Below are 12,031 nucleotides of genomic sequence, written 5' to 3'. Positions count from 1 at the left end.
TGGAACAGCCCATCCGACAATTGCAAGTTATCAGCGATGTTCTGAAGGACAGGAGTACTCGGAGCAGGACCTTGGAATCCGCTTTTATCTTTGGAACGAGCGCGCCGAGGAAGATAACGGTTGGTGTTTACAAAAAAGCATAATCTCTCCTAGCGTGTATCAGAAAGCGTAGTGCGGAGTCCATAATGTCGGCTGCAATTGGTCTGCTGCAAGCGGGTGTTGGCCTGTGCGCCCTGATGCTCGGAGACGCTTTGGGTGGTGGCAAAGATGTTGCCATCGGGGCGGGCACCGCAATAATTCTTGGCAGAAATGCTAGCAAGAGGCTGAAACTGGATCTTGCGCAGCTCGAAACGCACCTCGCCTTTTCCGAGGCCGAGCGTGAACGTATGACTGCTTTGCTCAGTGACGCGACCTATCTGCTTAAACCGCCATCCGACGGCACTCTTCGCGCCGCTCTGACCAGTGCAGAGCGAAACGACGATGTTTACCGCGCAATCGCAGTGCAGATCGTTGGCGCTTTGCCATTGGATCGGGGAGAAGATGCTCTCGAAGCCAAGTTGAAGAGCTTGTTTGAGGCCGCAACGAAGGCGCTGCTGAACCAGCCTGAGTATCAAGGCCTGCGCAACAATATCTTTCAAATTGAGGTATTGCAGACCTTTCGACAGCATCAGGCTGATGCCCTGGACGTAAAACGCAGTCTGCAGACACTTCTTGAGGAGCTGAATAGAGAACGTAATCAGCGTGGTCCCAATGTCGTCCCGTTGATCCGACGGTTTCAGGATGTCGCGGCCTCGCCGGCTGCTCTGAACCGACTTAACTTTGAAGCACAGGGTACATCCTTTGTCGGTAGGGAAAGCGCAACCCAGAGCCTAAGAGATTTTATTGAAACAGATAAACCCTTGTCCTGGTGGCAGGTGAGTGGCGATGGCGGTCAGGGTAAGAGTCGTTTGGCGCTAGAATTTCTGGAACAGGTACCACCAGAATGGCACGCAGGCTTTCTTCAGCGCCGGGACCTGTCGCAGCTCAACTGGAACACGGTCGAGTTCAAAGAGCCGACCCTCTTTGTCATTGATTACGTCGCAGCTCCGGATAAGGCGAAACAATTCGTTGAAATGATGGCCAGTCTTCAGCGTCGCATAAAGCAAGGCAACCCCAGTATTGATCATCCAGTTCGAGTGCTGATCCTGGAACGGACGCCATTCAAGTTTGATACGAACCATGGAATTTCCGCAACGAGCTGGTTACGCGCGAGCGGGGCGAGTTCCGCAGATACGGCCACGCTCGACGTGACGGTATTCAAGAAAGAAAATCCACTCCAGCTTGACCCCTTGTGTGATACTACGCTGGTCAGCATCGCACAGGAATGGCGAACCGCGCGCGGGCGTGACCGATTGGATGAAGTTGGTTGCAGGGCCCTTCTTTCTTTCCTGCATCGGGGCGAGGACCGCAAAAGCACCCGCCCGTTGTTCGCGATGATCTTTGCAGAAACTTACAAGCCGTCTGATGGGGCGTTGACGCTCGACGATATCCTCGGACGATTGCTGAATGACGAGCAGAGCCATATGGCAGAAGCCCCCGGAAAGGGGGCCAGGAATCTCGCACTGCTGGCAAACATGATCGGTGGGGTAGATGTGTCCAGAGACCTCGTTAGGAGCCTCAAGGAACGTCACGCTGGCGAAACCGCCTTGCTCGAATTTTACGAACTTCAAAACTTCCCGGACAACACGAGGGATGCTGCCGCCCGGCTTTGCGGGTATGGTGGGGCGGATGGTGATAGGATTGAGGCCAGAAGCCCGGACATCGTTGCGGAGTTTCAGGTTTGCGCCGAGCTGTCCAGCGAGCTTGGAACGGTCCGTCCGGATCAACTGACAACAGACGCGGCAACGCTCGATGTCATGTCCTATCTGGGCTTTCTTGGCCGCTTGGCCGATGATTTTCCCCGTCATACAGGTGCAGCAAAGCTGTTCTGCGGCACGGTGCCCGCGCCGCTGTCCACGCTTCTTGGCGCATCATCTGGGTCAGGGCTGATTGTTGCGTCGGAAATCGGTTACGTCAGCGGCGTGCAGCTACTGCTATCGCAGGGGATCAACGCGGACGATTGTCATGAAAAATCCGGCACCTTCCCGCTGCTTCTGGCCGCGCAGAATGGCCATGCCGCCGTGGTGGACGCGCTGCTCGCCGCCGGCGCGGAGGTGAACAGAGCCAATGAGCAGAGCGGCACCTTCCCGCTGCTTATGGCCGCGCAGAATGGCCATGCCGCCGTGGTGGACGCGCTGCTCGCCGCCGGCGCGGAGGTGAACAGAGCCAATGAGCAGAACGGCCTGTTCCCGCTGCTTATGGCCGCGCAGGAGGGCCATGCCGGCGTGGTGGACGCGCTGCTCGCCGCCGGCGCGAAGGTGAACCAGATTGATGAGCAGGACGGCCCGTTCCCGCTGCTTATGGCCGCGGAGAATGGCCATGCCGCCGTGGTGGACGCGCTGCTCGCCGCCGGCGCGGAGGTGAACAGAGCCAATGAGCAAAACGGCACCTTCCCGCTGCTTATGGCCGCGCAGGAGGGCCATGCCGCCGTGGTGGACGCGCTGCTCGCCACCGGCGCGGAGGTGAACAGAGCCATTGAGCAGAACAGCCCGTTCCCGCTGCTTATGGCCGCGGAGAATGGCCATGCCGCCGTGGTGGACGCGCTGCTGGCCGCCGGCGCGGAGGTGAACAGAGCCAATGAGCAGAACGGCACCTTCCCGCTGCTTATGGCCGCGCAGGAGGGCCATGCCGCCGTGGTGGACGCGCTGCTCGCCGCCGGCGCGGAGGTGAACAGAGCCAATGAGCAGAACGGCCCGTTCCCGCTGCTTATGGCCGCGCACAATGGCCATGCCGCCGTGGTGGACGCGCTGCTCGCCGCCGGCGCGGAGGTGAACCAGATTGATGAGCAGAACGGCCTGTTCCCGCTGCTTCAGGCCGCGCAGGAGGGCCATGCCGCCGTGGTGGACGCGCTGCTCGCCGCCGGCGCGGAGGTGAACAGAGCCAATGAGCAGAACGGCACCTTGCCGCTGATTCTGGCCGCACAGCAGGGCCATGCCGCCGTGGTGGACGCGCTGCTCGCCGCCGGCGCGGAGGTAAACAGAGCCAATGAGCAGAACGGCACCTTGCCGCTGCTTCAGGCCGCGCAGGAGGGCCATGCCGCCGTGGTGGACGCGCTGCTCGCCGCCGGCGTGGAGGTGAACAGAGCCAATGAGCAGAGGGGCACCTTCCCGCTGCTTCTGGCCGCGCTGCAGGGCCATGCCGCCGTGGTGGACGCACTGCTCGCCGCCGGCGCGGATATAGAAAAAGCCAACACGAAAAATGCGAGCTGGCCATTGCTGGTTGCAGCCGCCAATGGTCAGACTGATGTCGTTTCCGTCTTGCTCCGCGCCGGTGCTGATCCTCTGAGAAGGCATAGTGGTTTGGGCGCAACCGCCGCGGAAGTTGCACTTTCACAAGGGTTCAACGAATTGGCCAGCCTGCTCAAAGAGGCCAAAGGCCACGCTGGTTGTTGACCGACGCTGAACATTAGACATGACCCTAACTCGAAACTCTGACCTGTCTGCCTGCGCACTTCATTTAGCGGACACTCGGCAGGTTAGATTGCTACGGTTTGTGTCCGATGACCGGAGTCGTGTGCCGCAGCGCGGCGTTTGAGCAGGAGATGAGTGGCCGGTTTGGGCCGGAACCGACAGCGGAGGCAGTCTGAAAGCGTCCAAGTTCTACATTCGCGTTTACACCCCTTCGATCTACCTACCTATATGGCTTTATTGAGGAAAATCTCAAACTGGGACGGCATACGTGAACTGGGCGCAAACGTCGCAGTTCATGGCCTGCCATGGTAGGCTCTCGGGGCCCCTAGACCGTCTCGCACAGTGCCATTTAACTCCGGTTTAAAAGGATATTTCCGCGCTTCGCTTCACAACGTTCCAGCTGCGCGGGCTTGTCGTGATGAGCGGCGTCACATCCCGTTTCCGTGCCTTACTGCAGAATTTCGGCTCGCCAGATCCAAGGTAGCACTGCAGCCTCAGCCGTCGCTCTAGTTCGTTGTTTCCGTTTATATTTTGCTGCGTTTGTCCGACTACTTCCGGCATCGTCCGGGGTCTTCCGGTTACTGCAATACTTACTGTTCCCTTACAGTTACATCGAATTTTTCAGTCTGTGACACTCAATTTTTCAGCAAGCGATTTTTGGTGATGATCACCCTTCCAGCCTGCACGCGGCCTACGCCCGATTCTGTCTAACACATCTGTTGACGGTCTGGCCTATGAGTCGACTGACTGGCTGTGGTCCGTCGAACCTCCTGCCCGATCCTGTCGGCACCTTGCTCAGCACCTGAAGGTTGGTACAGCGGACTAAGCGCCAATTCGCTGCGCTTGCGCCAAGGTCCGCTTAACTTCAACGCTGGCGGACTCTTGCCAATCTTATGATTTGAAAAATCGAAATAACGAACGGAGATTGCCGTCGGAGGTTTGACTAGATTTTTGCCTAATATAATTATCGGCAAGCACAAGAAGCTCCTGATCTTCCCTCGACTTCTTGTATGTCTTGTTCTCAATAAGCTTTTTATAAACCGGATCAACAAAATCGAAAATGTCGTTTTCCACCCCGAAGCGAAGAACCTTGTAGTAGCCGGGAGTTAGACCCGGAATGGCTGACCTAGCAGATCTAGCTTGCATCCATATTTTTTTGAAATTTCTGACGTCGGATTTTGCGGCCGCTATTCTGAGAAGTCCGACGAAGCCCTGCTCGATCCAAAAATCGACAGATGTATTGCCCTTTACCATCCGCTTAAGTTGCGGTTCAGCCTCATCCCACCTCCTTAGGTCCAATAGTGCGTGGGTCCTGCTGTTCAGATACCATTCGACTTGCTCACGGTTGGTAGGTTCAGTCTTTTGTGCTGCGAGCAAGAAATAATGCGCTATTTCACTAGGATCACTCGATTTATAGGCTATATCCGCAGCCTGTTTTGCATTAAATTCGCTGTCGCTCTTACTTTTGATCTTTCGAAGCCTTGCCTGCTCTGCTTTTTCAAATTTGCAGACGCGATCATATACAGAACTTGTTCGCTTTTGTTGGGCAACAAAAGAGTCAACGCGCATCAGTTCTGGGTTAAGTACTACGGCAGCCGTGAGTGCCTCCTGAGCCTCTTGGATATCGATCCAAAGGTCGTCTATAAATACTCCACTTTCGACGATTTCGGTGAGCGTCCAAGCTAGTGCGACGAGGTAATTCGGGTTTGGCCCTGCTTTGATGTCATCGCGTATCTGAACGGCTAGCCTGTAACTTTGAGCGGAGTCGTTTTCAGCCAATAGGGTTTGAGCGGCATCTGAAAGCTCCTCAACATTAAACGGATACTCGTTCAAAATACGCCTTTCCAGAACATTTGAGAAGTGTTCTCGCCTAGCTTACGGTAGCATGTATTACTGATCAGACAATAGTGCATTTTTCACAAAGCTGACAGTCGAGCTTTGCGCAGCATCGGTCAATTTGGGCTCGTTCCCGACCTTCGCTGCAGATTTGTCCGAAGGTCGGCAGCGCGGACTTTGCTGCCATTTGTGACGATATCGTAGATGACTACCTCAATGGGAGAAATACTATGCTGGTTGCCAATCAATAGCGAAAAAAGAGGCAAAAAGGCGCCAGTTATTCGCTGTGTGCGTTAGACTGAATCATCTCTAACACAGCTTCCGCGTCGGGTAGGTAGTCGAACGTAACTATTGAGGTAATCCGGTCCCGTAGAAATGAGTGCCCCGGATGGGAAAGCCCCGAACCGAATGGCTGGACTTGATCGACAGACAACAACGTTCCGATTTGTAATGACGGATACGGCCGACTTTCAATCAGGGAGTATGGGTATGTTTTTGAATGCGGACAAGAAACGACATATAATCGCACTCCCAGCCGCCAGTTCCTCCCGCGACGAAAAATTATAGCACGGCGGTCAGTCACAAGGTATACAAGGTTATAGAGGACATAATGACGTTCGCTGGCCAAGAATGCCGACACACCAAGGAACATGAGAGTGGCCGCACCGTAAATCCAGATTGCTTCTGTGCGATCAAACTGTGCTTCAGTATCAATAAAAAATAGTGTGCTCCACATGACGACAATACCAGCAAGCGCAGCGATGTGAAATTTCCTCTCATTACCGACGGCCTCAAGGAACTTCCGCCCGTAGCCCGGCACACCCGACCAAAGCAAACGCTCGCCGGCCTCGAGAATATCGTCCAATTCGGCATGATTGAAGTGCAACACTTTGATGTTCTGCATGTGATCGCTGATACTTCGGATTTCACCTTGGAGCTATCGACTAAATGTAGGTTTGGGCTCACTGCTGCCGTTCAGCGTTACGGCGCGATCGCAGCACTCACGCGATTCGTCAGCAGCGGATTTTCAGTTTTGCTGTCTTGGGTGTTTAAAGACAACGGTCACGGGCCTTGTTCAACACCTCTTTAAAGTCCTGTTTAAAGGCGCGCGCGGCGGTCAGCGGGGCTGTTCGCTGACGCGCCTTGCCGGGCTTATCGGAGCTACCCTGTTCGCCAATTCCCCACCAGCAGCTCTGCGCGCTGTCCTCGCGAATCGGCCTTTGCGGAGACCGTGTAGCTCGTAGTGACTTCGGTGAGGTGGAACGCCCCGAAGAGCGCGCGAATCTCTGGCACGTCATTGATGGACATGAGGAAGCGGCCTTTGAGGCCGGTGAGCTGGTCTGCGAGGGCGGTGAAGTCGTCGCGGGAGAAGAGGGTTTTGCCGTAATCGCCCTCTGAGCCCCAATAGGGCGGATCGAGATAGAAGAGCGTGTCGGGTCCGTCATAGCGGCGCAGGAAGTCGCTGTAGTCGAGGCATTCGATGACGACGCCGGCCAGGCGGCTGTGGAGGTCTTCGAGCATGGGCTCGAGGGTGGTGAGGTTGAATCGGCCGGGGCGATCCTTGGAGACGCCGAAGTTGCGCCCGGAGATCTTTCCGCCAAAGGCGGTGCGCTGGAGATAGAGGAAGCGGGCGGCGCGCTCGAGATCGGTCAGGGTGTCGGGATCGGTGGCGATGAGGCGCTCGAACTCGGCGCGGGTGGTGAGCTGGAAGCGCAGCACTTCGAGGAACTGGGGATAGTGGCGCTGCAGGATCCGGAAGAGATTGCTCACATCGCGGCCGCGATCGTTGATCACCTCGGCCCGGGGGCGGGCTTTGCGGCGCAGGAAGATGCCGCCCATGCCAACGAAGGGCTCCGCATAGATGCGGTGGGGTGTCGCGTCGAGGATGCGGGTGATGCGGCCTGCGAGGTTGCGTTTGCCACCGAGCCAGGGGGCGACCGGAGCGGTGGGGAGGACGGGTTGAAGAAGGTCTCTTTCCATTGGAGTGCGAATCATGCCTTTGTGGCGATCCCTGATCAGGAGTGGGAGCGGCCATAAGGCTTCTGCTGGTCGGCGGGGTTCGGTTTGGCGACTTTGGCCCCGTGTTGCAGAGCGTTGACGCGCTCTGTGACCTCCCGGTGGTCGGCCGGGATCTGTTCGCGGTGTGTTATCCGTCTGGCAGGAAGTCTCTGGCGTGCTGGCAGTATTCCTCCCAGAGCGCGGCGCGGGCGGGGGTGTCGGCGAGGCCGCCGGCGGTCAGCAGGAGGGCTGCGAAGCGCCCGTTTGCGGCGTTGATGGTGATCGGGTCGCTGGAGAGCGGCGCATCACCGATGAAGAAGCTGACCGGATCGCGGTCGTTGATCTTCAGCGTGGCGGTGCCATCGGCGCGGCGGGTGGCCTGCAGGGTGTACCAGCCGCCTTCGGTGATCCGCAGGCGCGTCCGTTCGGTCAGCGTCAGGGTGTCCTCGTAGAAGAACGGCGTGGCGCTGAAGAAGGTCATGTAGTGGACGCCCTTGCGCTTGTAGAGGCTGATGGCGGGCGGGTTGATGACAGAGGAGGTGTATTGCGCGTCCTCATCGATGTTGCCGTCTTCGTCCAGCGGCCGCAGGAACGCCTCCGAGCAGTGGATCAGCAGCCCCACCGAGTAGTCGGTCAGGTTTGCCATGGGCTGGTTGATGGTCAGGACGTCGCCCAGCGTCGGCAGGTCGTAATGGGTGGGAAAGAAGGTCCCGCCCGTGGCGATAAGCGGTGCGCTGTTGCCATACGCATCGACCTTGCGGATCAGCGGCTTCAGCCGGGTGCCATCCTGCGAGGCCAGCGCGCCCGAGGGGGCATAGATGCCATCGAGATCCGCGCCAAAGGTGGAGCGGATACGGTCGAGGATATCCGCAGAGCCCGAGAGCGGGTTGCTGATCTGGTAGGGCAAGCGCAGGGCGGTCATGGCTGGCTCTCCTCTGCGTCAGAGATCACCGCGCCCGCGTCCCAGTCCTCCCCGATCGTGCCGATCGATTGCAGGAAGGCGTGATCATCCGGCCCGAGCGGGATGTGGTCGCCCTCGGCATAGGACCGGCCCGCAAAGACCAGCGTCCCCCTGAGCGCAAACCCCCGCCGCTCGACCGGCCGGCGCCCCGGATCGCGCGCGGCGTCGGCCCGCTGCATGGCTTCGGCTTCGGCTTTGCCCTTCGCGGCCATCTCCGCCGCCGTCGGTTGGGATCGGATCATGTGAAGAACTCCGTGCTGTCGATGATGTCCGAGGGCAGCCACCGCTCCAGATCGACATCCGGCAGGATCATCGAGGGCTTGCGCCAGTCGGTGCGCAGGCGGGTGCGGTGGGCGCACCAGTTGGGGCTGGCCGTGCCCTTGAGATTGGCGCGCTGCCAGGCATGGAAGAGCGCAAAGGGGCCGGTGGGCAGCTGATCGAGGGTGAGGATATAGGCCCGGCCCGAGGGCGCGACGGCGACATTCGTCACCTGCGCGGGCGCCGTGCCGGGGGGCAGGCTGTAGCGCGCCGGCAGGTGCTCGGTGGTGCTGTCGAGGATCGAGACGATCTCAAAGCCCATGCCCTGATTGATGCCGATCCCGCCATAGGGATCGGGGGCAATGATCAGGCGCTCGTCCGGGCGGAGCCAGCCGTCATAATCGACCACCAGCTGGGTGCCCGAGAGGGTGACCTCGGGCTTGCCGATATTCCACCTCTCGCCCTGCTGCACCGCGCGGGCCGCTTCGGCGCACATCTCCGAGAACCATGTGGTGCTGACCGCATCGGGGTGGACGTTGTCATCGGCCAGCGTGATGCGGTGATTGGCCAGTGACGTGGCGAGCACGGTGTTGGGCGTTTCGGTCCCGTAGCGGATCTGCGCCAGCGCCACCTGGTAGTGCATATCCAGAGCCGAGCTCTCGGTCGCGCCTCCGCTCTGGACCATGACCCAGAGCGGGTCGGCGGGATCGTCCATATAGGTGTCGAGCAGCCCGCGCAGATCCACGTTCCGCGCCTGCGCGAGCTTCGCCAGATATGCGGACGGCAGATCCGACCGGTTGGCATGCCCCTGCATCCAGATGAAGACGGGCATATCGAGGGTGAAGCCGAAGCGGTCGGCGGCGGCGCGGGCGCTTTCGAAGGTGTTGAGGACGTGCTGCCACTGGATGCTGGTCGAGGGATCGGCCATGAAGCTCGCCCAGAGTTCCTCGATCGACGCCCCGGACTGGGCCACGGTGCGGGAGATGACCGACGGGAACTTCGGGTCGATCTGCGCCATCTCGCGCACGTAGCGGTGGGTGAAGGGATAGGCGACCCCCATGCGGGCGGGGCTGATCTGGGGAGAGATCAGGCCCGACGAGATCCCGCCATAGGAGGAGTTGCTGAAGACCGAGTTCGCGCCATTGCCGTCGATGTCGACGAAGAAGGGCGTGGCGGGCCAATAGACCGGGTTGCCATAGGGGTAGCCGAAAGCCAGCGACTGCCCCCGGGCGAGGATCAGGGAGAGGGGCCGCGCCCCGGGCTGGGTGATGGTGGGCAGACCGCCCGGCAGCTTGCGGAAGGCGCGGTGGATCTCGCTCCAGGTGGCGTCGAGGAAATCGACCGCGCCATCGGTGCGCGGTGTGATCGCCATGGCGCTCTCGGGAATGCCGGTGCGGAACCGTTCGGCCCAGAGAATGTCGCGCAGCACCTCGCGGGTGAACCGGCCCCCGATCTCGCCTGCGGCATTCACCGTCATATGGGTGCCCGATCCGCTGCCGAACACCTCCACGGCCTGCCCGCCGGCGGGCGCATCGGAGCCGCGTTGATAGGCGGCGATATGGGCGGGGGTCCGCTCCAGACGCAGGCGCGAGAGCCCCACACCGGGATAGATCCGCAGGGTGCCCATATCCCCGGCCAGTCGGATCGACCGGGCGCTCTGGTGGACCAGCCGCCCCCCCAGCACGATCGAGAGCGTGCCGCCCAGATAATGGATCACCAGATCGATGGGGCCGGAATAGAGGTTCGGCACGGTGATCTTCTGATCATTCACGATCACCTGCGGCGTGCGGCCCGAGACCTGCAGGCCCGTGCCGAGATTGAAGCTCTGGCCGCCGAGCTTCAGCAGGTTGCGGTTGCCGATATCGGCCGCCGCGAAGCCCGGGGCCACGTCGAGCAGCGCCGAGAGGACGAAATCGCCGTCGAGCTTCAGGCCCGAAAGATCGAGCTGGGCGTCCACGCTCTCCACGTCAGTGCCGGGGGCGACCATCCCCACGGGCGGGCCGTAGGGGGTGGGCGTGACCTGCACCGAGAGGTGATGCACGGTCGCGGGCGTCTGCCCCAGAAGGAAGTTGCCGCGATAATCGTTCCGCAGGGTTCGGTCGAATTGCAGGGCAAAGCCCCCCGTGCCGGACCCGATGGCCCGGAAGGCGAAGCGGATGTGATAGCTGTCTCCGCCCAGCGGCGTGACCTGCGGCTGGATATGGATGCTCGCAAAGCCTCCCGGCCCGGACACGAAGTCGCCACTGGCCGGATCGACCATCACGATGGCCCGGTCGGTGGAGTTGCCTTCGGGGTTCGTGAAGCCATTCGGCAGGCAGCGCATCCCCACCGCCTTAGCGTCCGCCATCGTCACCACGGTGTCCATTTGCACCCATTGCCCGGCAATGAAGTCCACATCCGTGAGCGTCAGGTGGCGCGAGGCTTTGTCCTCGCCGGTGGTGGTGGTCAGGTCATGGGGCGTGTCCCCAATGGCCAGAGGGGCTGCGGCAGAGGGCGCCATCGTCATCTTAGCCGGGGTTAGCGCTCCGACGCCATTGTTCCACGCCGTGCCGGGCGAGACGGGCCAGAGAGCGTGGGCGCCCAGCCGGGCGGACCAGCTGCGCCCGAAGGCCACGGTCTCGGCGGGCACAAGGCCGGTGGCCTCGGTCAGCGCCAGCCGGGGCGCGGCGCCTTTGGTGGTGAAGCTCTCCGACTTGATCGGAAGGCCCGCCAGCGACAACTGACCGCCCTCGATGTCGAGCACCAGCCCCGGCCCGCGCGCCGTCCCCGCCCGGATCTGCCCATCGAGCGCGGTGTCGGCCGCTGCCCGCTCGGCCGCCTCCGCTGCCACCTCCGCGGCGCGGGCGGCGCTCTCCCCGGCGATCTGCTGGCCGAGCGCGTCATCGACGAGCTTCGGGCTATAGGAAAGCCGCCACCACTTGCCGGTTGCGTCCTGCTTATGGACCGCCGGATCGATCGGGTCGGGCGTGGAAGACAGCGCCTTGTAGACCACCATTGCCGTGTCCGTCGCCACGACGAGCATGTCGGCGCCCGGCCGGGGCGTGACCTGGGCGAGATTGCCATTGGTCGTGCCATAGAGGCGGCCATCGCGGAACTCGGTGCGGAGCGTGTCGAGCTGGCCCTCGGTGATCGACAGCCCCGGCAGATCGCCGATCCGCGACCAGCCGCCCGCGCCGCTGTCGCCGTTCTTGCGGTAGAGGCCCTTCTCGGTCTCGGTGCCGGACCAGACCGTGGCGCGGGTGCCTGCGGGCTAGTTTAATGCCGCGTTCAAATTGGCTTTGAACTCAAAGCTCGGCCCGATCAGCCCCGAGAGCATCGCCGCGACCCGGTCCATCGGGATCCGCACCGTGCTGCCATCGTAATTGCCGATCAGCTCCGCGACGGTCGTGGCAGAGGTCAGATCAGGGGTTCTCGTGCCGGTCATGGGGCT

8 protein-coding genes are annotated in these 12,031 nt (G+C 60.9%); 1 reads left to right on the top strand and 7 read right to left on the bottom strand.

Annotated elements, in window-relative coordinates:
* The first annotated feature begins 185 nt into the window (after positions 1-185).
* Positions 186-3,530: an ankyrin repeat domain-containing protein gene (locus FEV53_RS11945; protein WP_142835032.1), complete on the top strand. Its 3,345-nt coding sequence runs from the start codon at positions 186-188 to the stop codon at positions 3,528-3,530.
* Positions 3,531-4,439: 909 nt separating this feature from the next.
* On the opposite strand, the gene FEV53_RS11940 is transcribed toward FEV53_RS11945, so the two are convergent.
* The 7 genes from FEV53_RS11940 to FEV53_RS20865 all read right to left on the bottom strand — a co-directional run bounded on the left by FEV53_RS11940 (position 4,440) and on the right by FEV53_RS20865 (position 12,025).
* Positions 4,440-5,381 (bottom strand): hypothetical protein, encoded by a 942-nt coding sequence (locus FEV53_RS11940; RefSeq protein WP_142835031.1) that lies wholly within the window; start codon positions 5,379-5,381, stop codon positions 4,440-4,442.
* A 280-nt stretch (positions 5,382-5,661) separates the two neighbouring features.
* Complete coding sequence (locus tag FEV53_RS11935) at positions 5,662-6,288, bottom strand: hypothetical protein (protein ID WP_142835030.1); 627 nt, start codon at positions 6,286-6,288, stop codon at positions 5,662-5,664.
* A gap of 257 nt (positions 6,289-6,545) precedes the next feature.
* Positions 6,546-7,364: a DNA adenine methylase gene (locus FEV53_RS11930; protein WP_142835029.1), complete on the bottom strand. Its 819-nt coding sequence runs from the start codon at positions 7,362-7,364 to the stop codon at positions 6,546-6,548.
* A 166-nt stretch (positions 7,365-7,530) separates the two neighbouring features.
* Positions 7,531-8,304: a hypothetical protein gene (locus FEV53_RS11925; protein WP_142835028.1), complete on the bottom strand. Its 774-nt coding sequence runs from the start codon at positions 8,302-8,304 to the stop codon at positions 7,531-7,533.
* Positions 8,301-8,585, bottom strand: coding sequence for a hypothetical protein (locus FEV53_RS11920; RefSeq protein WP_142835027.1), 285 nt, complete (start codon positions 8,583-8,585; stop codon positions 8,301-8,303). The genes FEV53_RS11925 and FEV53_RS11920 overlap by 4 nt, the downstream gene beginning before the upstream one ends.
* Positions 8,582-11,623, bottom strand: coding sequence for a hypothetical protein (locus FEV53_RS11915; RefSeq protein ID WP_142835026.1), 3,042 nt, complete (start codon positions 11,621-11,623; stop codon positions 8,582-8,584). The genes FEV53_RS11920 and FEV53_RS11915 overlap by 4 nt, the downstream gene beginning before the upstream one ends.
* 228 nt (positions 11,624-11,851) lie before the next feature.
* Positions 11,852-12,025, bottom strand: a complete 174-nt coding sequence (locus tag FEV53_RS20865; protein WP_185962181.1) for a hypothetical protein — start codon at positions 12,023-12,025, stop codon at positions 11,852-11,854.
* Positions 12,026-12,031 lie beyond the last annotated feature (6 nt).

The sequence above is a fragment of the Palleronia caenipelagi genome (assembly GCF_007004065.1).
Classification (GTDB): Bacteria; Pseudomonadota; Alphaproteobacteria; order Rhodobacterales; family Rhodobacteraceae; genus Palleronia; species Palleronia caenipelagi.
The sequence above is the reverse complement of the archived record's forward strand: the minus strand, read 5'-3'. Positions and strand labels throughout refer to the sequence as shown.